The sequence below is a fragment of the Halorientalis brevis genome, from assembly GCF_023077655.1.
Genome location: NZ_JALLGV010000005.1, coordinates 332,812 through 355,238, shown reverse-complemented (window position 1 = coordinate 355,238; position 22,427 = coordinate 332,812). Strand labels below are relative to the sequence as shown.

The window sequence follows — 22,427 nt, the reverse complement described above, 5'->3', positions numbered from 1 at the left end:
ATGCTCACGTGACTTGGTTCCGGAGTCCCTCGTACTCGCCGGTCTCGACGATGCGGTCCACGTTCTCTGCGACGACTGCTGCCAGTCGATCGTGATACGCCGGGGTAAAGCCGGCGTTGTGCGGCGTGATCTGGACGTTCTCGAACCCCCAGAGCGGGTGGTCCTCCGGGAGCGGTTCCGGGTCGGTCACGTCGAGCGCGGCACCGCGGATGCGGTTGTGACGGAGCGCCGAGACCAGCGCGTCGGTGTCGACGATCTCGCCACGGGCGACGTTGACGACGACGGCGTCGGTGGGGAGCGTCTGCAACGCCGTCTCGTCGATGAGGCCTCTCGTGTCGATCGTCAGTGGACAACAGAGGACGAGGTACTCCGAGCGCGCCAGCGCTTCGTGGATGTCGCCGTACCCGAGGACCTTGTCGGTCGGTCCACCTTTCTCCGGGGAGTGACGGACCCCGATCGTGTCGACGTCGAACCCGTCCAGACGGTCCACGATGGCCTGACCGATGGCACCGAGGCCGACGATGCCGACCGTGCTTCCGGCGAAGTCGCTGGTCGGATAGGAACGCCATTCTCGCCGTTGCTTCCGACGCCACCCCTCGTCGAGACGGCGGGCGAACGTGAGACAGTACCCCAGCACCTGTTCGGCTACGTTCGGGCCGTGGACTCCCGACGCGGTCGTCACGGCGACGTCGTGGTCCCGAAGCTCGTCGAGCGGGAGGTGCCCGTAGCCGGCGTATGCGCAGGCGAACAATCGCAGGTCTTCTGCGGCGTCCAGCATCGACGGGTCGATGTCCGACCCGGTCGCGACGTCGGCGGTCTCCAGGAGTGCTCGCGCTCGGTCGGGCGTTTTGGCGACGCGAACCTGGTGGTCGGGCAACTGCTCTCGCAGCGCCGCCGCGTACTCCCCGGGCGGGAGCCCGTGGAACTTCTCACCCAGTACCACGATCTCGAGGCTGTCCGTCACTGGTCGTTCCCCCCGGGGCGGCCCGTTCCGCTTTGCATGCCCGTGTCCGCGGCCCCCGTCGGCAAAAAGGTACGCCAGGCTGTCCGACATGTGACACCATCGCGGGGCACTGACCGAAACGGGCGCCGCCCTCGTTTGCAGTCGCTACCCGGAATGGCAGGACTTTAACACCAGCACTGCGGGGTATCGGTATGGAACAGGTGGACGTGGCCATCGTCGGCGGCGGCCCGGCCGGGTCGTCCGCGGCCCGGGAGGCTGCCGCCCAGGGTGCCGACACAGTCGTATTCGAGAAGGGCGTTCCGCGTGCTGATCGCGACGGACTCGGACCGGATTCGACCGACGCAGCCGGCATGCTCGATTACTGGGTGGACATCATGGACATTCGCCCCTCCGAGATCCCGGACGACATCATTCTCAGCAAACTCGACGGGGCCCAGTTCCTCGGGCCGAACGAGGACATCACCATCCGCAGCACCGGCGTCTCCGCTCGCTATCCCGACTTCGGCTTTGCCTTCCATCGCGCGAAGTTCGACGACTGGCTCCGCGAGCGCGCCGAGGACGCCGGGGCGGAGTTCCGCGTCGGCGTCAGCGTCACCGACGTCGAAACGGACATGACCGGCGGCCACTCGCATCGCGTCGCACTCGCGGATGGCGAGGACGTCGAGGCGACCTATCTCATCCTCGCGGACGGCCCGCAGCGGACCATCACGACGGGCGTTCTGGACCAGTTCATGCCCCACGACCACAGCGTCAGCGAGTACCTCGGGCCGCGACAGGCCAACCACATCGCCTATCAGGAACACCGTCGCGTGCCGGAGGAACTGTTCGACCCGGAACTCATCAAGTTCTGGTGGGGCGTCATGCCCGGGCACACGGCTTACCCGTGGATCTTCCCGAACGACGACAACGTCGCACGCATCGGGTTGACGATGCCCATCGGGATGGACATCGACGACTACGACGCGAGCGAGTGGGCCCTGCTGCGCGAGGACGACACCGAGATTCCCCGCGGACAGGTCTACATCGAGCGCTTGCTCGAACGCGAGTTCCCCGAATACGACCTCGACGACTTCCCGATCGTCGAAGAACGCGGGAAAGCGAAGGGGACCGAGACCTACCCGATCTCGTCGACGCGCCCCATCGAATCCCCCACGAAAGCCGGCATCGCCGTGACCGGCGGCGCCATGGGCGCGACTTCGGCGTTCCACGAGGGCGGCGACCACGTCGCGGTCCGGACCGGGAAGATCGCCGGCCAACTCGCCGGCCAGGGCCGACTCGACAAGTACAACGCCAAGTGGCGGTCCGCGATCGGCGAAGAGGTCCGCCGGAACGTCTCGCTGGCGGACATGGTCCGAGACTGGGGACCGGCCCAGTGGGATCGGACCTTCGGCGTCGTCAGCGACATGCTCGACGGCGGGCACTACCGCCCGACGAAGGCCGTCACCGCGGGCGCGACCGGCCTCAAACTGCTCGCCGAGTACAAGGGCCGGAAGTTCTTCCTGCGGTCGGGTCGGTTCTGCCAGCTGCGCGAAGACGACTACTTGGTCTAGCGCGATACCCTTTTCTCCCGCTGGTTACTACGACTTCGTGCGTGCCTTTAGTCCCCGCCCGAGCACACCCGCCAGGGCGCGATGACAGCGCGGAGAACCCGGGCGCGCGACATCCGATAGGACTGGTCGCACTCACGCGACTCGTTTCGGTCGCGCTGACGCGCGACCCGATCCACGCTCGCGGCTGACGCCGCTCGCGTGTTCGGAGACTCTGAAGAGTCTCCCACCCGGCACGAGGGTTTCCCGACTGAGACGGGCACACAGCCCTGGATGATGTCGGTCGTTAGTGTTCCGGGTGTACATTTTGCGTACGTTACTCGGGAGAGGTAGTGCCGACGCCGCTCGCACACAGGTTCCAAGAATCGGTGCCAGTTACTTGCGGGTCCGGAACACGTGTTCTTACTTCCAGGGGGTGCCGATCACCTCGGCCTGAATCCCGTGGCCGACGCGCAGTCGGCAGTCTGATTTCGGCGTGGCGATACAGGGCAGGACGTATCCGGCGTCCAGCGAGCGCGCTTTCAACGCCCGTGGTGTCTTCTGGTGGCACAGCTCGCCGTCGAGACGTTCTGCAGTGCAGGTGCCACAGGCCCCGTACAGGCAGCCGTACGGAACGGCAACGTCGGCCCGCTCCGCTGCGTCGACGACGGTTTCACCGCTCTCGACGCGAATCGTCTCGGTCCGCCCGTCCGACCAGACGAGTTCGACGAGGTGGGTTGGTTCCGTCGTGGCGGCCATTCATCGCCAGACGTCGCTCGTGCAGTCGCCGCCCGGCCAGCGGATCTCGTGCGCGCGTGCGGGTCCGCCCGGCGCGTCGCCGAAGTCGACGAGGAACTCCTCGTCTAGTTCCATCCGCCCCTCGTCGGGGTAGACGTCGGCTTTGAGCATCAGCGACCCCTCTTCGGCGATCTCCGGGAAGAACTGATTGTCCCACGACGAGAACAGCGACGTCGTCCAGTAGAGCCGCTTCCCGTCTCGGGACAACTGGAGCATCTGCGGTGCGCCGCGGATCTCCTCGCCCTGCACCGTCTGTCGGTCGCCGAAGAGACCGCCGGCCCACACCTGGTCGACCAGTCGCGGGTTGGCGGCGTCGCTCACGTCGTACATCCGCACGTCACCGTGGAGCCAGTTCGAGAAGAACAGGTACTGGTCGTCCAGCGAGAGCAGGATGTCCGTAATGAGCGGTGGGACCGGCATGTCCCAGTCTTCGTGTTCGCGCGGCTCCTCGTCGATGACGACGTCCCAGTCCCACGCCCCGTCGGTTGTTTCGTAGAAGCGGATGATGTTCGAAGACAGCGCCGCCCCGACGTACCCCTGGGTCTCCTCGGGGTTGTGGCTCATCCGCACTTCGAGCGGGATCTGGCCCTGCTCGCCGAATTCGAGCGTCTGTACGTGCTCGCGGTCGTCCCACGACCAGATGTGAATGCTATTGCCGTACTTGCCCTCCTCGACGTCTTCGAGGTCGAAGCCCGGATAGTACGTGTTCGGCGCGGCCCACTCACTGGAGACGAGAACGTCGTGGCGGGGCTGGTACCAGTAGTCGTAGTTCATCTCCACGTCGCCGCGGTCGGCCTCCCAGTGACCGTCGATACTGAAGTCCTCCTGATCTAACTGGAGGAATCCACCGGGGAGTTCGCCCTCCGCGTCGCCGAGCATGCTGATGACGACCTTGCCGCCCGGCACGCAGTGGACAGTGTGTGGTGCCGAGAGGTCGTGCTCGAACACGTCTTCGGGTTCGATGACTGTCACCATCTCTGGGTCGCGCGGGTCCTCGGCGTCGATGACGTGGATGCGCGAGGACCGCTGGCCGGGGACGACCAGATACTGTCGGGAGAGCCCTTCGGCGTGACAGGACGACGAACAGGCGTTCCAGCCGAAGTGGTGGAGTTCGTCGCCTTTGTTGGGCATCTCGATCACGGTGATGAGTTCGCTGTAGGTGTCCGAGGTGGGGTCGAGGTCGACGACGCCGACGAAGTCCGGACCGTCGTTCTCCATGCCGACCCGTGGTGCCATCACGTAGGCCGTCTTCTCCCGGCCGCTCTCGGTCCGCATCGCGGCCGGCGTCGGATACCCCGGCCCCTCGACTTCGTGGTGTTCGTGACCTCTGTGCTCTTCTGCCGGAGCTGGTTCGTCGGTGCTCATTGTGTTCACACTCCATTTTAACACAATTAATAATTATGTCGCATAAGGTACGGAATCGGGACAGAAAGTTGCCTGGTACGCCAGTGATAGTCACGCGCTCGTGGAACAGTTCGGTCGTGAGTCGCTTCGTATCCGGTTGCGTGTCGGTGTGATTTTGGAGACGCGGTACGACGTCGCCGGCGTCGCGTGGGTCGTGCGGCCGGTCCGGATTCGGAACAGGGTCCTCTGAGACAGGTGTTCCGAGCTGTACAGTTCGACTGGTGGCCCCGTCTCTCATGCCGTCCGCGAGAACACGATGAACAGCGCCAGGACCACGCCGGCCACGAAGGCAAGCGTCGAGTGTTTCGTCTCGTAGGACTGGCCCTCCGGGAGCAGGTGGGCCGCGGACACGTAGAGCAGCACGCCGGACACGAAGCCGAGCACGAGGCCCAGGTCGCTGTCCCCCAGTCTGCTCACCAGCGGATAGGCGACGAACGCTCCGATCGGCGTCGTCAGCGCGGCGACGAAAAACGCGTAGAGCGCCGCCCGCCGCTCCGTCACGTTCCCTTCGAGCAAGACCAGATACGTGATGACGCCTTCGGCGAACTCGTGGACGACCAGTCCGATGCCTGCCAGAATCCCGGTCAGCAGCGAGATGCTGAACGTGACGGTGTACACGACGCCGTCGACCAGGGAGTGAATCCCGATTCCTTCCGCGGCGGTCACCCCGAACGCGAGAGTTTTCTCCCCGGTCCGATACGTGATGACCTTGTTCGAGAAGAACATGAAGAGGAACCCGGCCAGGGCGCTGTAGCCGGCGTCGGGACTTTTCGCGATCGCGTTCGGGAACGCGAGCAGCAACGGCGTCGAGATGAGGACGCCCGCGGCGAAACACAGGAAATACGGGAGGTTCTGTTCTGCCCACGACCGGTAGCGGAAGATCGTGAAGATCCCCGCGCCGTTGACGACGGCGGCGACGAGCGCGAACCCCGCGATCCAGACGAACGTCGACGTTACAGTCACCATGTCCGAGTATTCACCAGATGAGCCAGGACGTGGAAGAACTGTCGCCCGTGCTTCCAGGCGATGCCTCGGGGCTTCTGTACCGAACGCGTCTCGGAGTGCACTTCGCCGATTCGCGCCCCGTTCGCCGCTGCCTCCAGCACGAGCGTCCCGCAGGTACAGGCCGTATCCAGTTCCAGGTCGACCGCCAGCGAGCGACGCAGCGCGCGAAATCCCGTCCCGGAGTCCGTCACGTCGACTCGGAGCCGTGCCAACCGATTGAGCAGTCGCTCCGAGGGCCGCGGAATGGTGGTCCTGGCCCCGAGAACGAGGTCTAACTCGTCGTTCGCGATCGGCGCGACGAGTCGCTCGACGTCCGCTGGCTGGTGCTCCCCGTCGGCGTCGAACGTGACGACGATCTCCGCTGAAGCTTCCCGGAAGCCGCGTTTCAGCGCGGCAATGTACCCTTTGTTCGTCGGTTGCTCGATCACCGTAGCGCCGGCGCTGCGGGCCGCTTCGGCGGTGGCGTCGCTCGACCCGTCGTCCACGACGAGGACGCTGTACCCGTACTCCTCGACGAGTTCGTCGACTGTCCGACCGATGCGTCCGGCCTCGTTGTACGCCGGCACGACGACGGTGAAGCCTGTCACACGCGAGAATTCGGGACAGACCGACAGGAAGGTGTTGGTCTCGTAGCCGCCCGGACACACGCTTTTGTGCGCCGACCGTAAAGCCAGAGTATGGACACGCGTGCGCTGGGTGCGACCGGTCAGGACAGCACGATCATGACCTTCGGTGCGATCGCGCTCGACTACCTCGAACAGGAGGGCGCGAACCAACTGGTCGAACTCGTGCTCGACCACGGCGTCAATCACTTCGACGTCGCCCCCATGTACGGCGACGCGGAGCTCAAACTCGGACCGAAACTCCGTCAGCACCGGGAGGATATCTTCCTCGGCTGTAAGACCCAGGAACGAGAGTACGACGGCGCGAAACGCAAACTGGAGCAGTCGCTGAATCGCCTCGGCGTCGACCAGATCGACCTCTACCAGGTCCACGGGCTCGAGTACGAGCACGAACTGGAGACCATCACGGGCGAGGGCGGCGCGCTCGAAGCCTTCCGCGATGCGCAGGACGACGGGCTGATCGACCACATCGGCCTGACCAGCCACGGGAACCCGCAACTCATTCTCGACGCCCTCGATCGGATCGACGATCTCGAAACGGTGATGTTCCCGATGAATCCGGTCGTCGTCGGGAAAGACGACGCGGAGTACGACTACGAGGCCGTCCTCGAACGCGCGAACGAACTGAACGTGGGCACGCTCGGCATCAAGGCGTTCGCGAAGGGGCCGTGGCCCTCGACCGACGACCTCCCCGAGGGCGACCGTCCGTACGCCAACTGGTACGAGCCCGTCGGTACGCCCGCCGAGATCAGCGATCGGTTCGACTTCGCGGCTGCACAGGGGCTGACGAGCGTCGTCAGTCCCGGCGATCCGAAACTCGTGGCGATGGTTCTGGACGCGGCCGAACGCTACGACGGGATGGACGAACCGGCTCAGCGGTCGCTCGTCGAGCAGGCACGACACGATCAGAGCCCGGTCCCTGAACAACTGCACCACTGACCGAGGACGGGAGTCTCGCGATGGACGTGCCGCTGACGGTGAAGTCGGCGCTGGAGGATCGACCGGTTTCGGGAGCGGTCTGCCTCGAAGCCGGGGCTGGCCACGGGAACGCGACGGCCGGCCTCCTCGACGCGGGTGCCAGTTGCGTCTACGCGGTGACGAACGACCGTGCCCACGCGACCGCGGTCCGGGAGCGTGTCGGCGGAGCGGACGCGGACCGAACCGCCGTGCTCGAAGCCGATTGCCGCACGCTCCCGCTCGCGAGCGATTCGGTCGATCTCGTCACCGCCCACGGACTGTTCAATCTTCTCTCCCCCGCCGAGCTCGGAGCGGTCGCGGCTGAGGTGACCCGCGTCGCGGCTCCCGGATGCCATCTCGTCGTCGACGACTACGAGCCGCTGCCAGCCGACGCAGCCGTCCGTGCCCTCTTCGCGCTGGCGAACGCCGCGACCGAGTTGGCCGACGGGCGACCTGCACTGACGTTCTATCCGGCTGCAGTGCTTCGACGGCTGTTTCGTGGCTACGGCTGGACGTTCGATCGGGAGCGGACGCTGCTGGAGCCGGTGCCGTGGACCGAGAGCCACGTCGCAGCACACGCGGACCTGGTCCGCGCCGCGGCGGCGGACCTGCCGACTGAACTCGGTGCGCAACTGACCGCGGAGGCCGATCGGATCGCGGAGACCATCGGCCAGGAATCGGTCGGAACGATGTACAGCGTCGCGTTGCGACTCCCGCCCGCCACCGACTAATCCGTCTGACCGACGCACACGTGACGGCCCGCAGTCGTGAACCGCTCGGACGAAAGCGGCTGCGTGACTCCAGTCCCGACTCGTTTCTCCCGGAAAACGGCTTACCGAAACCGGGTGTAAGATCGTCTTACCGGTGCTTTCGAGGCCGACGCGACTGCTCGTGGGTAGCCTTTCCGCTCGGTACTGTAACGCCGATGGCCGTCCGGACAGGGTCTACTGCCCTCGGTGGTTGCTTCTGTACGTGCGTCGTATCTACAGACGAGCTGTGACTAGTAGCTGGATGCTTCGTCTCTACTAACAGTAATCTTAAGCAAGGCATCGGGTAAGACGGCGTTACTCGATGGGAACCGCCACGGCAGAACTGGACATTCGACGCGAGTCACTGATCGCAGCGGCAGCGAACGTCGTTCTCATCGCGGTTCAGTTGGCGACACTCGGGTTGCTCACGCGGACGCTCGGGGCGGACGGCGTCGGCACGTACTTCTTTGCCCTCTCGGCTGCCATTCTTGCGATCATACCCTCCCGTGAACTCGGCGAGATCATGCGCAAACGCGTCAGTGAGATCGACTCGCCCAGCCACGAGTTCTTCGGGCTCGCACAGGCGGGAACGGTGCTCTACCTGCTCGTGTGCGTTCCCGTGCTGTCGCTGGCGACACCGGTGGTGACGGCGTGGACGCCGTTGACCGGCGAGACCGTCCTGGCGTTCGGGGTGTACGCGGCAGTGCTGACCCAGTCGGAGATGGCGACTCGACTCCTGGACGCGGTGGGGAAACCGGGTGCGTCGATGGTGTCGCAGACGGTTCGCGAGACGGTGTTCTTCGGCGGCGTCCTCGCACTCGTCTGGCTGGGCGGCGCGTCACCGCAAACGGTGTTGCTCCTCGGGGCCGGCGTCCGCCTCTCGGTGGCGCTCGGGACCTACTGGGTGGTCGGGCTCGTTCCGCGGCTCCCGTCCCGTGACTCCCTCGCCAGCGCCGTCGCGTTCGGGAAGTGGAGCGTCCCGACCGGAATCGCGAGTCACGTCTGGGGACAGGCGCCGACGCTCCTGCTCGGCGTCGTCCTCGGCGGGTCGTCGGTCGCGGTGTACGAGACCGCAAAGCGCGTGACGATGATCGGCGCGTACCTCGCGACCTGCATCACCGACCCGCTGCTGGTCAAGGTCAGCGCGATGCACTCCGCTGGCGAGGACGTCCTCTCTCACGTGGAACTCGCACTCGATTACACGCCGAGCGTCGCGCTCCTGACGCTGTTCCTGGTCGCACCGATCGCGCCCGAGATCATGTCCCTCGCAGCCGGGTCGGCGTACGCGACCGGCGGCGTCGTTCTCGTCGGCGTGGCGCTGACGCGGGTTCTCTGGGGATTGAAGCGACCGGTGTCGGCGGCTCTCCTCGGCGTCGGCCAGCCCCGGTACGTGTTCGGTCTGTTCGCCGGTCTGCTCACCGTCGGTGGTCCGGCTATCGTCCTCGGAGCGACGTACGGCGGTGTCGCGGGAGTCGTGTTCGTCCTCGTGGTGCTCGAACTGGGCGGTGTGCTCCTCGTCCAGGGCGTGGCACGTCTCGTGTTCGGCCGGTTCGTTCGCCCGACTACGCTGTCCCGACAGCTGGTGATCGCCGCGACTGCCGGCGCGTTCGTCTGGCTCGCCAGTCACTCCCTGGACCTCACGTCGCCGTCGACCCTCGCTGCCGTCCTCGCAGGTGCCGTCGTGCTCCACTACGGACTGTTTGCCCTCGCGAGCGACCGGTTCCGAGCCGGATCCGCGCGAACGGTCAGGGAACTGGGTCAGGCGCTCGCGACCGTGACTCCCGGGTGATCGGTCCCGGCGGTACGCGGCTGATCTGTGTGTTTTGAACCGCTGAGACGTCCGTGTTCGATTTCACCGGCGCTCTCCACTGGGGGAGAACGTAAACGGCGCAAACCCCAACGTGGACGGCATGCCTGGGACAGACGACCGGTGCGGGTTCGTTCCCGACGGCAGCGAAGTCGCGGACAAGGGTGTCACCTGTTGCTGGCGGCCCGTGTGGGCGGACCGGGAACACTGTATCTGGCACGCCTCGATCGGAGAGAAGTCGTGGGAACTGCTCGAACCACACGCGTCATCGCTGGGCGACCGTCTCGATGGTGCGAAACTTCGGGGTGCGAGCCTCTCCCGGACTGACCTGTTCGCAGGATGTACACTCATCGGGGCCGATTTCACGGGCGCGACGTGCATCGAGACGGACTTCTCGGGTGCGGACCTCAGATGGACGGAGTTCAACGACTGTAACTTGACCGGAGCGAACTACGCACACGCGACTCTCGAGGACACGACCTTCGTCCGTGCCGATCTTCGCGATGCGGATTTCAGACGGGCCCGTCTTTACCGGACGGTGTTCGCGGACGCCCACGTCAACTCCCAGACGGCGTTCGACAAGGAACTCGTCTACGAGACGCGGATGCGGAACGCGACGGACGCGGGGACGAAAACGGAACTCGGCGAAGCCGCTGCCTGGACGTATCGGCGGCTCGACCGCCTGCTCCGCCAGAACGCTGTTGCCAAGCGCCGCCACCGGTTCTACACGCGCGCCCACGACGTCCGTCGTCGACTCGCGTGGGTCAACGACAACTACCTGAAAGCGCTCAAACTCGAAGGATCACGGTGGGTGATGCGCTACGGCGTCAGCCCCTGGCGCGTCCTCGCTGTCTCGGGACTGCTCGTCCTCGTCTCGGCGTTCCTGTATCCGTTGACCGGTGGCATCCAGGAAACGGCCGGCCAAACCACGCTGACGTACACCATCGAAGAGCCGACGAGCCCGGTCCTGTGGCACGTCTCACGAACCTACGTGAAGAGCCTCTATTTCAGCGTGGTCACGTACGCAACGCTCGGGTACGGCGATATCCAACCCGTTGGCTTGTGGGCACGCTTCCTCGCGGGCCTCGAGACGATCTTGGGATCGCTCCTCATCGCGATCCTGGTGTTCGTGCTGACCCGGAGCGTCGAGTAGCAGCCGGTCGCCCGGAGAAAAGAAGGGGGCGTGGTCAGCCGAACAGTTCGCCGAGGCCTTCGCCCGACGCTTCCTCCTCGTCTTCCTCCTCTTCTTCGGGTTCTTCCTCTTGTTCGGCTTCGGCTTCCGGCTGTTCCTCGACGCTCGGCTCTTCCCCTGCGGTCGGGGCCCCAGCGGCGGGTGCGAACGCGGCCCCTTCGAGCGCTTCCTCGATGTCGACGTCTTCGAGCGCTGCGACGAGCGCTTTGACGCGCGATTCCTCGACGGCTGCGTCCGCCGCGTCGAGGACGTTCGTCAGGTTCTCCTCGTTGATCTCGGCGTCCGATTCGTGCAGGACGAGTGCTGCGTAGATGTACTCCATCGATACTCACCTGCCGGGCTGGCACCGGCAGTCGCTGACGAGTCCGGCGACCCCAGCCAGACTCGGTTCGAACGGTCGTCGGCCACGAGGATAGAAATTCTGATGGCAATGGCAACAGTTCCAGATTGCGGAACTGCTCGGCCAGTCTCCCAGTTCGTCCGAGCGGACATATCCAGCCAGTATGAAGCCTCGTTATGACGTTTTGGGCCGAACAACGGGTATGCGGCTGGTCCAGATTCTGATCCCCGAGGGACGGCGAGCGGCAGCCCTCGACGTGCTCGACGACGAGGGGATCGACTACGCCGTCTTCGACGAGACGGGTCGGGGTGAGTTCGAGGCCCTCGTGCAGTTTCCAGTCCCCGAGAGCGGCGTCGAACCCGTGCTCGAGCGCCTGGCCGACGCCGGGATCAGAGAGGAGTCCTACACCATCGTTCTCGCGACCGAAACCGTGGTCTCGACGCGGCTCCCGGCTCTCCAGGCGAAGTTCGCCGGGTTCCGGATTTCCCGCGAGGAACTCGTCGCCCGCGCGCTGGACATGGCCCCGGAGAACTCGACGTTCTTCGCCTTCATCGTCCTGAGTACCGCGATCGCAACGACCGGACTCTTGCTCAACTCGGCTGCGACCATCATCGGCGCGATGGTCGTCGCGCCACTGATGGGTCCGGCCATCTCGGCCAGCGTGGGAACGGTTCTCGACGACAGCACCCTGGCGTATCGCGGCGTGCTGTTGCAGATCACCGGGCTACTCGTGGCCATCGCGACGAGTGCGGTCATCGGTGCGATCGTCCAGGGAACGATCCTCGTCCCGCCGGGGCTCGACGTCGAGTCGATTCCGGAGGTCGCGGAACGGACGAGTCCGACGTTCCTCTCGTTGTTCCTGGCGCTGGGGTCGGGCATGGCCGGGGCGATCAGCGTCATCCGGAACGTCGGCTCTGCGCTGGTGGGGGTGGCAATCGCCGTCGCGCTGATTCCGCCCGCGGCGACGTCGGGCCTGGGGATCGCCTGGGGAGATCTCAACGTCGCTCTCGCTGCTGCTGTGCTGGTGCTCGTGAACCTCCTCGCCATCAACCTCTCCGCCCTCGTCCTGCTCTGGATCGCTGGCTATCGGCCCACAGAGGCCGCCCAGGCCGCCCGGGCGCGCTCATCGCTGCTCGTGCGGATCGCGGTCCTCGTGGTCGCCATCGGCGTCCTCTCGGTCGTGCTCGCGCTCGTTACGTACTCGTCGTTCCAGGTCGCGCTCTTCGAGAGCCAGACTACCGACGAACTGGAGACGTTCTTCCGTGAGGAGTTTCCACGGGAGTTGGATTTCATCGAAGCGAACGTCGAGTACGATCCGACAGACATCCTGCTGGGCAATCCTGCAGAAGTGAACGTTCTCGTCGGTCGGCCGGCGAACTACGAGCCACCGCCAAACATCGCTGACCGGGTCGATCGCCGGCTCACGCGAGCGACTGGACGGTCTGTCGTGGTTCGCGTCGGATTCGTCACCGAACAACGGACGGGCGAGGTGGACGTGATCGACAACTCGAACGCGTTGTCTACCGAACCGGCGTTCCCGACGACCGACACCCGTCGACTGGCGTCGTCGGACTGTCGATCCCGGATGACCGCATCACCCAGGACATTGACGAACTGTGACGAGACGCGTGTCGGATTGTTGACCACCGACGCCACTTCCGGTTGAGCGGAAAAATGCGGTGGCCGCCGCGCTTACTGCTGGGGCTGCTGGCCCTGCTGGATCTGTTGCCCCTGTTGCGCTCCCTGCTGGCCGAACGTCTGGACGCGATTCAACGCCTGCCCGACCGACTGAAGCACCTGCTGTGCGTGCGTCAGTGACTCCTGTACGTCGGGTTCGCTCGCGTACTGCTGGAGTTCCTGGATCCCCTGCTGGATGGTTTGCTGGGTGGCCTGTCCGATGGGCTGGGCGAACGGGGACTGTCGGAGAAGGAGCTTCTTCTCGAGGTGAGCGATCTCCGCAAGATCGTCGCTCCGGTTGGCGAGGCGCACCATGCCCTTCTCCGTCGCCCGGCTCGTGAGCCATTCGCACACCGACTCGAACCGTTCGAGGTCGGAAACTGCCTGCTGCACTTCCTGCGGGACCGACTGTTGGTACCGCTGGCCGACGAACTGGCCGACCTGCGACTGCTGGACGGCCTGCCCCCGCTGCGTCTGGGCCTGATAGGCGGGCTGTACCTGGGTCTGTGGCTGTTGCATTTGCTGTGACATCGTTCTGCAGCGCATTCCGGTCGGCCGGCCGATCACCGGCACCGCAATGCTGTTCGAGAACTCCAGCAGGGACGTAAAAACAGGCCCACACTGTTTCTTCACGGTCAGTGAGGGTTACCGATCTCGACACCAGAGTTCACTCCCCAGCAGGCGACCCTGGCCAGCGTGGCCCGCATTCCGCTTCATCCCGGTGCTCTCTGCTGAAAAATGAGTGGCCAGCGGAGTTCTCAGGTATCCCTTTCCCTACCACCTCCGCGGTCGTCGCTGCCAGTCCGATAACGTGGGGATACGACCGCTATCCGCAAGGTTCGCTGACTCCATCCGCCCCGAGTTCGAAAAAAGGTGTACTTTAGCGTCCAGCCGGCCGTCCTGCGGGCGCGGGCTTGCGGCCCTTGACCATCCCACCGAGCGCACCGCCGATCGCTCCGGGGATCGCGTAGAGGCCGAGGAACAGGAAGCCGACGAGGACGGTCGCGAGGCCAACGAGGCCGAAGAACAACGTCCCGAAGATCGCCATGAACGCGCCGACGATCAGGGCTCCCAGGGTGGTTCCGACGATGCCGTTGACGGCCCCGGTTCCGATGCCGTCGGCGGCGACGTACCCGGCCGCGAAGCCACCGATGATGCCGGTCAACGCCCAGCTCAGGGTGGGGATCGTGAGGTCAGTCATTGGAAGCGTAGTCCCGCCAACGACCCCGATGAGGAGTGTAACGACGAAGCCAGTTATCACTGCGCGCCAGTTGAGTTCTGCCATAACAGTATACTGTACGCTTCGCAGAAGCTTAAACCAGTTTGATGGATTTGCCGGAAGTTCCGGACGGAATGCAGCTGTTGCGACTTCTTTTTACATATCTTTGCGTCCGATGGTGTGATGTTGGGAGACTGTGGCAATCTCTCGCTTCACGAAGGAACTGTTCGGTTGTCGTCAGCGTCTGGCCGTTCAGCCCACGATGTTACTGACGACGATGGCGACGAAAAACAGGAGCACGACTTCGTTGACGATCCACGAGTTCTCGTTCATCCAGTCGCGCGCCGTCGGGAGGAACGCTGCCGCTCGCGCGCCGAACGTGAGCACGGCCAGTGCGGGGAGAGCGAGCAAGAAGAGCGTGAGCGCGACGAATCCGGCCGCGTCGAGCAGCGGCAGTCCCTCCGCCGCGAGAAACGAGCCGACGGCGACGGACGTAATCAGGTCGGTTGGAAACACACCCAACAACAGGAAGCCGAGTTTGAACGAGAACCGCGGGGTTGCGGACGTCAGCTTGCTCATCCAGGCAGGGGGTTCCGACTCGTCTCTCCCCAGATAGACGCGAACCATGGCGACGAGGAGCAAGGCGAGGACGACGAGACCGATGAGGTCACTGGATGCGCCCTGCTCCCTGGCCCCGTCGCTGACGAAGTAAGCCAGGGTGACGATCGCGGAGATCGAGAGCGCCGCGCCGGCGACGAAGGCGGCGGAGTTACGCCGCCAGCGCTCGGTCGTGGCGAGGAAGATGGCACTGAGAAGCTGTGGCCCAGCCACCATCACGATCGCCAGTGGAAGGACTTCCAGCAGGCCGACAAGACTCATCGTTCAGGGCCGTTGTCTCGATGTTCTCATAGTCGGACACCTACAGTCATCGGCTGATTCGAAAGCGTGCGCCCAGAACGGAATTGTTAGAAACCGATTATCGTAGTCTCCCGTCCACTACTCGCTCTCGGCTGCCCCGGACGACCTCGCAGTGAACCGCGGTGACCGGCGGTGCTGACGACTCGTGGTCTGTAACAGGACTGTTCGGTGAATTCTCCGAGCGACCGTACAGTTTCCTTAATCCTTCTCGTGTGATACCATTTCGCATGGTCGAAACCGATCCCACGATCCGGGACGTCCGCGTCTGGGCTGGTCGGCAGCATCTGGGGTGGTGGCTTCTCGGACTCGGCGTGGCCGCAGTCCTGGCGCTGGTCGTCGAGCAGTATCTGGCGTGGTTGGTGTTCGGACTGTTCGTCTACTACGTCGCCCGTCCGGTCAGCCGGTGGTTAGAGCAGTGGCTCACGCCGAGCCTCGCGGCAGCGGCGACGTTGCTCCTGCTGGTCGTCCCGGTGGTCGCGCTCCTTGCCGCGCTGCTGTTGGTCGCTCTCGGGCAATTGGTCGCCGTCCTGTCGAACGCACCAGTGCAAGAGATCCTCACACGACTCCCGTTTCAGATTCCGGACCTTCCGAACACGCCCGAAGAGGTCTACCAGACGACGCTCGTGTTGATTCGGGACCCGTCGGTGCAATCGGTCGTCGGATCGATCGGTGGTGTCGTGGGCACTGTCGGAGCGACGCTGTACAACGTGTTCATCGCGCTGTTGCTCGCCTTCTTCCTTCTCATCAGCGACCGCCCGCTCGCTTCGTGGTTCGAATCGAACGTCTTCGGGACGGAGAGTCTGGCGTCGAAGTACCTGACTGCTATCGACAGCGGCCTCAGATCCGTCTTCTTCGGCTATACGATGACCATCTTCGCCATCATGATCCTCACCTCGCTCATCTACACGCTGGCCAACGTCGTCGCACCCGGGCAGTTGCGCATCCCCTCGGCAGTGTTGCTGGGCGTCATCACTGGCGTGTTCACGCTCGTCCCGCTCGTGGGTCGCTCGATCGTGTACTTCCTCATCGCCGCCGTCATGGGCGTGCAGGCAGCCACGACCGATCCGAGGCTCCTCTGGTACCCGCTCGTCTTCCTCGCGGTGATGACCGTCGCGTTCGACAACGTCGTCCGAACGTACATCCGCCCGTACCTCTCCGGCAGGGATCTCAGCACCGGCCTGGTCATGTTCGCGTACCTGTTCGGCCCGCCGATGTTCGGCTGGTACGGCATCTTCCTCGGCCCGTTCCTGCTCGTCGTGATCGTGACGTTCGTTCGGATGATCCTGCCAGTGCTGGCCAATCCCGACCGGGAGCAGCCCCCGTCCCAGACCGGGCACACGCTGGACGAGTTTTACACGGTGAGCGACGCCGAAGAGAGCGCCCAAACCGAGTCGGAGCGCGGCGGCCCGGAACCCGGCTGAACGCGCGTCGGATCGACTGCACTGAAAAGAGCTGTTCGGGGACCGATCTCACGCACCGGCTTCCGCTGGCGCTTCGGCCCGGGCGACTGCCCGCTGCTTGCGGCCGTGCATGATCATCGAGAAGCCAGTCACCAGCAGGTCCACGCCGAAGAGGACGCCGACGGCCCACAGCGCGCTTGCGGGAAAGCCCGCCCAGAGCAGCGCCGCGAGCGCCAGCGAGATGGCGCCGCTGAGTCCGAGCCAGAGCCTGCTTCCGGCGCCGCCGGAAACAGCCCACACCAGTTCGACGATTCCCTCGGCGACGAAGAACGTGATGACGAGCAGCGTGAGCGTCGCGAGTCCGAGCACCGGGTTCGTCAGCACGGAGATGCCGGCGAAGCCGTAGACGACGCCCAACACGGCCTGCCAGACGACGCCTCGAACAGTGCCGGCCGAAAAGGCGGCCGCGACGTGGACGAGCGCACCCACGACGAGGACGCCACCGAGCAGCACGGAGAGTGCGAGCCCGGTGACGAAGGGCGCGAGCAGCGCGAGCAGACCGAGCAGTGCGAGGAGGATCCCGCCGACGATCCCGCCGCGAGCCCACTGTTCCCGCATCGTCTCCATTCCGGTGGCTGATGTTTCTGCTACCATTGGAACCACTAGGTGTAGCTGAGGGCTGCGAGCGTGGAAAAGGATATTCGACCATTGCCCAACTGTGGTAGACAGTCGCGTTCCCGATGGGTCAGGATACTGTCCTCGTAGCTGTCCGACGCCGACAGTCTCGATTCGGTTGCCGAAACACGATCGACTCACGGCGGAGGCTCGTCCAGTTCCCACCGTTCGATGACCTCGATGATCGGCTCTTCGTCACCGATGTGACCGACCGTCGTTTCGAGGCCGGTCGCCAGGAGCACGCGACACACGTCGGCTGCTGCGCCCGCCAACCGGAGGTCGATCCCTCGGTCGCGGCGGTCGTCGGCGAGGGTCGCGAGCGTCTCCCCAGCGGTCACGTCGACGGTCGGTAAGGAGGCCGGCGCACAACCCGGTCACCGGCGCGAGATTGAGTGGTGAGCGCGGCCGCGGCCACGCGGGAAAGGCCAGATTTCCCACGACAATCGAGTATATGGCCGACATTACAATCTGGGCGGCGAGCGAAGCGCCGGCACTTGTCGGCCGACTCCGGGTGGGTTGGCGTTCGCGAGACGCCCGGACGCAGATGCGAGAGCAACTGTGCCGCAACAGCGCAACCTGGTGTGGGCGGCACAGGCGTTCACGTCCACAGACAATGGCCCCGGACGCCCTGCTCGCCGTGTCGGTGATCGTCGCGTTCGCAGCCGTCTCGAAACTCATCGGGGACTGGTATCAGCTCCCGAGCGTCGTCTTCCTGCTCGGGTTCGGCGTCCTCCTCGGTCCGGAAGGCGTCGGGTTTCTCAGCGCGTCGCTCTCCAGCAGTGAACTCTCGGCTGTCGTCGGGTTCGCCGTCGCAGTCATCGTCTTCGAGGGCGCGTTCTCGCTCTCGCTGCACAGGATTCGGACCACGCCGAAACCGACGCTCTTGCTGGTGACGGTCGGCGCTGCGATCACCTTCCTCGGTCTCGGGCTCACGGTCCGGTTCGTACTCGGCCTGCAGTGGACGATCTCGCTGGTCATCTCCGCGCTGCTCGTCGCGACCGGCCCGACTGTTATCACGCCGATTCTCGAACAGATCACGGTCACCGAACGCGTTGCGAGTCTCCTCGAAGCCGAGGGGATCATCAACGACGTCTCGGCGTCCGTCCTGGGCTCCGCGCTCTTTACCGTGACGCTGCTCTCGAAACGCGCAGGACGGGTCGAAACCATCGTCACGGAGTTCGTCTCACAGGTCGGTGTCGGTATGCTCTTCGGCGTCGTCCTCGCTCTCGCGTCCAGTTACGTGCTCCGAGCGTACAGCAGGTCGCCGCAGGATTCACGCGTCGTCATCCTGGCAGTCGCGCTGCTGACGTACTCCCTCGCGACCCTGTTCGGCGACGAGTCGGGCGTCGTCGCGGTCGCCGTCGCGGGACTGGTGATGGGGAACCAACCCATTCCGTACCAGGCAGAGATCGCCCGGTTCGGCAGTGCCATCTCGACGATCGTGCTCGGAACTGTGTACATCGTCCTCGCTGCGCTCATTCGGTTCGAGGAGATTTTCGCACTCGGCCTGGGTGGCCTCGTCGTCGTCCTCGTCGCGATGTTCGTCGTCCGCCCGCTCAGCGTGTTCGTCTCGACGTACGACTCCGAGTTCTCGACGAACGAACGGGCCTTTATCTCGGCCATCGGCCCGCGGGGGATCATCCCGGCCGCGACGGCGACCCTGTTCTCGCTCCAGCTCGCTCGCGCAGGCGTGCCGAACGCCTCGAGCGTCGTGAGTCTCGTCTTCCTCGTCATTCTCGTGACGGTCGTCGTCGAAGCGGGCGGCGCACCCTTCCTCGCGAACGCATTCGGTATCATTCCCATGACCACACTCATCATCGGCGGCGGTGTGATCGGACGACAGCTCGCAGCCGAGATCGACGCCCGGGGCGGCAATCCCGTCATCGTCGAACGCGACGAGGCGACGGTGGCCGACCTCCGTGCCGCGGCGTACTCGGTCGTCCAGGGCGACGGAACGAACGCAGACGTGCTGGCGGAGGCGGGCGTCGAAAACGCGACGCGCGTCGTCGCGACGACCAGCGACGACGCGGTGAACATCCTCGCCTGCCAGACCGCACGCACGAAGTTCGGCGTCGAGTCGCTCGTCTCGCTGGCGAACGACCCGACGAAAGTCGAGTCCTTCGAGGACCTCGGCATCGCGACGTTGACGCCGTCGGCGGCGACTGTCGACGCCATCTCCGACCTCGTCACCCTCCCGAGTCTGTCCGCGTGGCGGGCGTCTACGCGTCGGCGGGAGCACCTCGCCGAGGGTGTCGTCTCCGAGACCGTCGACGGCACGCGCGTCGCCGACCTCGATCTCCCACCGGAGAGTATGCTGGTGCTTCTCCAGCGAGACGACGAGTTTCTGATCCCCTCCCCGGACGTCGTGCTGCAGGCGGGCGATCGCGTCACCGTCCTCGGACAGTCGGATGCAGTCGAGTCCGCGCTGACGCGACTCACTGCCTGACTTACGACGCGAGTCGGTCCGCGTCGCCCGCGAGGAACGCCGTGAGTGCCTCGTTGAACGCGTCGGGATTGTCCTGATTGACGAGGTGGCCGGCAGTGGGAATCTCGAGGACCGTGCCGTCGGTGACGGCCGACGCGATCCGGTGCCCTTGCTGTTTCACCAGAGACACCTCGTGATCGCCGTAGACCACGAGCGTCGGCGTCGAGACGTGTGACAGCTCCGGCGGTTCGTAGTCGTACAGCGCCCGGAAGATCTTCCGGAACTCCCCGCGCTGGACGTCGCTGACGGCGTCCTGCGCCCACGACTGCACCGTCGGGTCGACCGACAGCCACGGCCCGCCGTGCATCGGCCTGACCGAGGCGAGCAGTGACTGGAACGTCGCCGTCGGCCCGGCGAACGACGCCGACGCGGCGATCCACGGCAGCGGCGACACGAACGGTTTGAGATCGCTGGGGACGTCGACCGGCGGCATCGACTGAACTGGCCCCGCGACGACCGCGCGCTGGGCCTGATTGGGATGTCTGTCGAGGTACTCCTGAACGACCATCCCGCCGAGCGAGAGGCCACAGAGGACGGGCTGGTCCACGTCGAGGTGGGTGAGCAAGGCTTCGACGTCGTCGGTGAACAGTTCGACCGAGTAGCGGCGCTGGCCGGACTCCCCGGTTCGTCCGTGGCCGCGGAGGTCGACGGTGACGACCTCGTATTCTGGCGTGAAGCGGTTTACCTGCGATTGCCAGGCGTCCCCGTTCATCCAGCCACCGTGAAGAAAGACCAGCGGCGGTCCGTCCCCTGCGACTTCGTACCGGAGGTCGACGTCGTCCAGCGAGAGCGTTGGCATCGAACTCCGTACGGTCTGGAGCTACGTGAACGGTGGGATTGGATCACAACAGCACCGACAACTGTGCGCTCGAAGCGGCGCGAACGGTGCGTCTGCGGGAACGCTTTTCATCATCGGCTACGAACCCATGCGAAGATGGGTCGCGCAGGAACTGACTGGCCGACGCCCTCCGAGAACTTCCACTATCGAGGCTGTGAACAGGTGGGCCAGTGACTGACTTCGTCTTCTGGGGACTCGTGGCGCTGGCCACCGTGACGGGGTTGTTCACGGCCTGGACGCTCGGTGCGAACAGCAATTCGCCACCGTTCGCGCCAGCGATCGGGGCGAACGCCATCTCGACGATGCGCGCAGCGTTTCTCATCGGCATCCTCGCCGCACTGGGAGCGCTGACCCAGGGGGGAAGCATTTCCGAGACGGTCGGCGCCGGACTGATCAACGGCGTCGCCATCACCTCGCTGGCCGCGACGGCAGGCCTCCTGACCGCCACGGCGTTCATGGCGTTCGGCGTCTACTCGGGGTATCCGGTCCCGGCGGCGTTCGCCACGACGGGCGCGATGGTCGGCGTCGGCCTCTCCCTGGGCGGAACGCCAGCGTTCGACACCTACCAGCGGATCGTGACGTTCTGGGTCCTCGTCCCGCCCGTCTCCGGTGGCCTCGCCTACCTGACCGCAACGCTGTTGCGACGCGACGACATCCCCGAGACTGTCGGCGTCCCGCTGTTGGCAGCCATCGTGGGTGGCATCGTCGCCAACGTCGAACTGAGCGTCATTCCGTCGCCGCCCGGTGCGACGCAGGCGTCGCTCGCCGGCTTCCTCTCGCGACTCGTCGGTACCCCGACGGTCGGCGACATTCACGTGGGCGTCGTCCTCGTGACGGTTCTCGCGGCGGTGGTGAGTTTCGCGTTCATCCGAAAGCGAACCCGGGACTCGGTCGACCGTGGCGTCAAGACGTTCCTCGTCATCCTCGGCAGCGTCGTCGCCTTTTCCAGCGGCGGCAGCCAGGTCGGGCTGGCGACGGGGCCGCTGGAGAACCTCTACACGGCCGAACTCGGCCTGCCGGGGCTGGTGCTGCTCGCGGTCGGTGCCGCCGGCATTCTCGGCGGGGCGTGGATGGGTGCCCCACGACTCCTCCAGGCCACCTCTCGTGAGTACGCCCAGCTCGGCATCCGCCGGTCGATCGCGGCGCTCGTCCCGGGGTTCATCATCGCACAGGCCGCCATCGCGCTCGGCATCCCCATCTCGTTCAACAACATCATCATCTCGGGAGTCATCGGCGGCGGCCTCGCCGGCGGCTCGGCGGGCGTCTCCCGGCGAAAGATCGGCGTGACCCTCGCGTTCTGGCTCATCACCCTGGTCACGTCGGTCGCCATCGGATTCGGCGTCTACCGGGCCTTCTCGTCGGTGCTCGGCACCTAGCGGACGACGGTCACCGTGACGGGTGCTTTGCCGACCACGACCGTCGCAACAGTGCCCAGCAGGCGGCGGGCGAGTTCGTTGCGGTCGCCGCCGTGGCCGCCCATGACGACGTGGTCCACGTCCGAGTCTTCGACGAACGCCAGAATGGTTTCTGCCGGATCGCCGGTCTCCACGACGGTGTCGACGGTTCTGCCGGCCTCTGACGCCCGCTTCTTGGCGGTCTCGATGACGCTCTCCGCCCGTTCTCGTTCCCCTTCGCGCCGCTCTTCGCCCGTTTCGAGGACGCCCCCTTCGCTCATCGAACTGTCGAGCGGTGTCACGACGTTCAGGACCGTCACGCGACAGTCGAACGTGTCGAGTGCGTGTACCAGAGCGTCGTCCGCGAGGGGTGAGCCGTCCAGCGGGACGAGTACGTGCGAGGGTGCCATACTGGTAGTCAGGGGACGGAGCACAAGTATCCTTCCGGTCGATTGA

22 protein-coding genes are annotated in these 22,427 nt (G+C 65.3%); 9 read left to right on the top strand and 13 right to left on the bottom strand.

The window, feature by feature from the left end; translation table 11 throughout:
- Positions 1-4 precede the first annotated feature (4 nt).
- Positions 5-964, bottom strand: coding sequence for a D-2-hydroxyacid dehydrogenase (locus MU553_RS13810; RefSeq protein ID WP_247378590.1), 960 nt, complete (start codon positions 962-964; stop codon positions 5-7).
- 191 nt (positions 965-1,155) lie between these two features.
- On the opposite strand from MU553_RS13810, the gene MU553_RS13805 reads away from it, so the two are divergent.
- Positions 1,156-2,514, top strand: coding sequence for an NAD(P)/FAD-dependent oxidoreductase (locus tag MU553_RS13805; protein ID WP_247378589.1), 1,359 nt, complete (start codon positions 1,156-1,158; stop codon positions 2,512-2,514).
- Positions 2,515-2,913: 399 nt separating this feature from the next.
- On the opposite strand, the gene MU553_RS13800 is transcribed toward MU553_RS13805, so the two are convergent.
- The 4 genes from MU553_RS13800 to MU553_RS13785 all read right to left on the bottom strand — a co-directional run bounded on the left by MU553_RS13800 (position 2,914) and on the right by MU553_RS13785 (position 6,284).
- On the bottom strand, positions 2,914-3,249 hold the full coding sequence (locus tag MU553_RS13800; protein WP_247378588.1) for a 2Fe-2S iron-sulfur cluster-binding protein: 336 nt from the start codon (positions 3,247-3,249) through the stop codon (positions 2,914-2,916).
- Positions 3,250-4,653, bottom strand: coding sequence for a selenium-binding family protein (locus MU553_RS13795; protein ID WP_247378587.1), 1,404 nt, complete (start codon positions 4,651-4,653; stop codon positions 3,250-3,252).
- Positions 4,654-4,926: 273 nt separating this feature from the next.
- Positions 4,927-5,658, bottom strand: a complete 732-nt coding sequence (locus MU553_RS13790; RefSeq protein WP_247378586.1) for a ZIP family metal transporter — start codon at positions 5,656-5,658, stop codon at positions 4,927-4,929.
- Positions 5,652-6,284 (bottom strand): glycosyltransferase family 2 protein, encoded by a 633-nt coding sequence (locus MU553_RS13785; RefSeq protein WP_247378585.1) that lies wholly within the window; start codon positions 6,282-6,284, stop codon positions 5,652-5,654. The genes MU553_RS13790 and MU553_RS13785 overlap by 7 nt, the downstream gene beginning before the upstream one ends.
- A gap of 90 nt (positions 6,285-6,374) precedes the next feature.
- On the opposite strand from MU553_RS13785, the gene MU553_RS13780 reads away from it, so the two are divergent.
- The 4 genes from MU553_RS13780 to MU553_RS13765 all read left to right on the top strand — a co-directional run bounded on the left by MU553_RS13780 (position 6,375) and on the right by MU553_RS13765 (position 10,986).
- Positions 6,375-7,259 (top strand): aldo/keto reductase, encoded by an 885-nt coding sequence (locus MU553_RS13780; RefSeq protein ID WP_247378584.1) that lies wholly within the window; start codon positions 6,375-6,377, stop codon positions 7,257-7,259.
- 20 nt (positions 7,260-7,279) lie between these two features.
- Positions 7,280-8,008, top strand: coding sequence for a class I SAM-dependent methyltransferase (locus tag MU553_RS13775; RefSeq protein ID WP_247378583.1), 729 nt, complete (start codon positions 7,280-7,282; stop codon positions 8,006-8,008).
- A gap of 340 nt (positions 8,009-8,348) precedes the next feature.
- Positions 8,349-9,815, top strand: coding sequence for an oligosaccharide flippase family protein (locus MU553_RS13770; RefSeq protein WP_247378582.1), 1,467 nt, complete (start codon positions 8,349-8,351; stop codon positions 9,813-9,815).
- 121 nt (positions 9,816-9,936) lie between these two features.
- Positions 9,937-10,986 (top strand): pentapeptide repeat-containing protein, encoded by a 1,050-nt coding sequence (locus MU553_RS13765; protein WP_247378581.1) that lies wholly within the window; start codon positions 9,937-9,939, stop codon positions 10,984-10,986.
- 34 nt (positions 10,987-11,020) lie between these two features.
- On the opposite strand, the gene rpl12p is transcribed toward MU553_RS13765, so the two are convergent.
- On the bottom strand, positions 11,021-11,347 hold the full coding sequence (rpl12p, locus tag MU553_RS13760) for a 50S ribosomal protein P1 (RefSeq protein WP_247378580.1): 327 nt from the start codon (positions 11,345-11,347) through the stop codon (positions 11,021-11,023).
- Between the two features lie 220 nt (positions 11,348-11,567).
- Between rpl12p and MU553_RS13755 the strand changes: the two genes are divergently transcribed.
- A complete protein-coding gene (locus MU553_RS13755; RefSeq protein WP_247378579.1) occupies positions 11,568-13,031 on the top strand; it encodes a TIGR00341 family protein in 1,464 nt (487 codons plus the stop codon).
- A gap of 26 nt (positions 13,032-13,057) precedes the next feature.
- On the opposite strand, the gene MU553_RS13750 is transcribed toward MU553_RS13755, so the two are convergent.
- The 3 genes from MU553_RS13750 to MU553_RS13740 form a co-directional block, all read right to left on the bottom strand.
- A complete protein-coding gene (locus MU553_RS13750; RefSeq protein WP_247378578.1) occupies positions 13,058-13,561 on the bottom strand; it encodes a hypothetical protein in 504 nt (167 codons plus the stop codon).
- A gap of 361 nt (positions 13,562-13,922) precedes the next feature.
- Positions 13,923-14,327: a DUF5518 domain-containing protein gene (locus tag MU553_RS13745; RefSeq protein WP_247378577.1), complete on the bottom strand. Its 405-nt coding sequence runs from the start codon at positions 14,325-14,327 to the stop codon at positions 13,923-13,925.
- A 186-nt stretch (positions 14,328-14,513) separates the two neighbouring features.
- Entirely contained in the window at positions 14,514-15,140 is a 627-nt protein-coding gene (locus tag MU553_RS13740) for a GAP family protein (RefSeq protein WP_247378576.1), read from the bottom strand.
- 266 nt (positions 15,141-15,406) lie between these two features.
- On the opposite strand from MU553_RS13740, the gene MU553_RS13735 reads away from it, so the two are divergent.
- Positions 15,407-16,600 (top strand): AI-2E family transporter, encoded by a 1,194-nt coding sequence (locus MU553_RS13735; protein WP_247378575.1) that lies wholly within the window; start codon positions 15,407-15,409, stop codon positions 16,598-16,600.
- 48 nt (positions 16,601-16,648) lie between these two features.
- Here MU553_RS13735 and MU553_RS13730 read toward each other — a convergent pair whose 3' ends face one another.
- On the bottom strand, positions 16,649-17,197 hold the full coding sequence (locus MU553_RS13730; RefSeq protein WP_247378574.1) for an HdeD family acid-resistance protein: 549 nt from the start codon (positions 17,195-17,197) through the stop codon (positions 16,649-16,651).
- A gap of 194 nt (positions 17,198-17,391) precedes the next feature.
- Positions 17,392-17,592: an STAS domain-containing protein gene (locus MU553_RS13725; RefSeq protein ID WP_247378573.1), complete on the bottom strand. Its 201-nt coding sequence runs from the start codon at positions 17,590-17,592 to the stop codon at positions 17,392-17,394.
- A gap of 275 nt (positions 17,593-17,867) precedes the next feature.
- Here MU553_RS13725 and MU553_RS13720 point away from each other — a divergent pair, with 275 nt between their 5' ends.
- Positions 17,868-19,700 (top strand): cation:proton antiporter domain-containing protein, encoded by a 1,833-nt coding sequence (locus MU553_RS13720; RefSeq protein WP_247378572.1) that lies wholly within the window; start codon positions 17,868-17,870, stop codon positions 19,698-19,700.
- 1 nt (position 19,701) lies between these two features.
- On the opposite strand, the gene MU553_RS13715 is transcribed toward MU553_RS13720, so the two are convergent.
- A complete protein-coding gene (locus MU553_RS13715; protein ID WP_247378571.1) occupies positions 19,702-20,538 on the bottom strand; it encodes an alpha/beta fold hydrolase in 837 nt (278 codons plus the stop codon).
- 209 nt (positions 20,539-20,747) lie between these two features.
- Between MU553_RS13715 and MU553_RS13710 the strand changes: the two genes are divergently transcribed.
- A complete protein-coding gene (locus tag MU553_RS13710; protein ID WP_247378570.1) occupies positions 20,748-21,953 on the top strand; it encodes an inorganic phosphate transporter in 1,206 nt (401 codons plus the stop codon).
- Here MU553_RS13710 and MU553_RS13705 read toward each other — a convergent pair.
- Entirely contained in the window at positions 21,950-22,381 is a 432-nt protein-coding gene (locus tag MU553_RS13705) for a universal stress protein (protein ID WP_247378569.1), read from the bottom strand. The genes MU553_RS13710 and MU553_RS13705 overlap by 4 nt on opposite strands.
- Between the last annotated feature and the right edge of the window lie 46 nt (positions 22,382-22,427).

What these genes read in the sequence shown, in the direction of transcription:
- MU553_RS13755 (WP_247378579.1), top strand. Translation starts at nt 11,568, where the DNA reads ATGCGGCTGGTCCAGATTCTGATCCCCGAGGGACGGCGAGCGGCAGCC.
- MU553_RS13805 (WP_247378589.1), top strand. Translation starts at nt 1,156, where the DNA reads ATGGAACAGGTGGACGTGGCCATCGTCGGCGGCGGCCCGGCCGGGTCG.
- rpl12p (WP_247378580.1), bottom strand. Translation starts at nt 11,347, where the DNA reads ATGGAGTACATCTACGCAGCACTCGTCCTGCACGAATCGGACGCCGAG.
- MU553_RS13780 (WP_247378584.1), top strand. Translation starts at nt 6,375, where the DNA reads ATGGACACGCGTGCGCTGGGTGCGACCGGTCAGGACAGCACGATCATG.
- MU553_RS13735 (WP_247378575.1), top strand. Translation starts at nt 15,407, where the DNA reads ATGGTCGAAACCGATCCCACGATCCGGGACGTCCGCGTCTGGGCTGGT.
- MU553_RS13775 (WP_247378583.1), top strand. Translation starts at nt 7,280, where the DNA reads ATGGACGTGCCGCTGACGGTGAAGTCGGCGCTGGAGGATCGACCGGTT.
- MU553_RS13730 (WP_247378574.1), bottom strand. Translation starts at nt 17,197, where the DNA reads ATGCGGGAACAGTGGGCTCGCGGCGGGATCGTCGGCGGGATCCTCCTC.
- MU553_RS13800 (WP_247378588.1), bottom strand. Translation starts at nt 3,249, where the DNA reads ATGGCCGCCACGACGGAACCAACCCACCTCGTCGAACTCGTCTGGTCG.
- MU553_RS13720 (WP_247378572.1), top strand. Translation starts at nt 17,868, where the DNA reads ATGGCCCCGGACGCCCTGCTCGCCGTGTCGGTGATCGTCGCGTTCGCA.
- MU553_RS13715 (WP_247378571.1), bottom strand. Translation starts at nt 20,538, where the DNA reads ATGCCAACGCTCTCGCTGGACGACGTCGACCTCCGGTACGAAGTCGCA.
- MU553_RS13795 (WP_247378587.1), bottom strand. Translation starts at nt 4,653, where the DNA reads ATGAGCACCGACGAACCAGCTCCGGCAGAAGAGCACAGAGGTCACGAA.
- MU553_RS13740 (WP_247378576.1), bottom strand. Translation starts at nt 15,140, where the DNA reads ATGAGTCTTGTCGGCCTGCTGGAAGTCCTTCCACTGGCGATCGTGATG.
- MU553_RS13765 (WP_247378581.1), top strand. Translation starts at nt 9,937, where the DNA reads ATGCCTGGGACAGACGACCGGTGCGGGTTCGTTCCCGACGGCAGCGAA.
- MU553_RS13750 (WP_247378578.1), bottom strand. Translation starts at nt 13,561, where the DNA reads ATGCAACAGCCACAGACCCAGGTACAGCCCGCCTATCAGGCCCAGACG.
- MU553_RS13790 (WP_247378586.1), bottom strand. Translation starts at nt 5,658, where the DNA reads ATGGTGACTGTAACGTCGACGTTCGTCTGGATCGCGGGGTTCGCGCTC.
- MU553_RS13770 (WP_247378582.1), top strand. Translation starts at nt 8,349, where the DNA reads ATGGGAACCGCCACGGCAGAACTGGACATTCGACGCGAGTCACTGATC.
- MU553_RS13745 (WP_247378577.1), bottom strand. Translation starts at nt 14,327, where the DNA reads ATGGCAGAACTCAACTGGCGCGCAGTGATAACTGGCTTCGTCGTTACA.
- MU553_RS13705 (WP_247378569.1), bottom strand. Translation starts at nt 22,381, where the DNA reads ATGGCACCCTCGCACGTACTCGTCCCGCTGGACGGCTCACCCCTCGCG.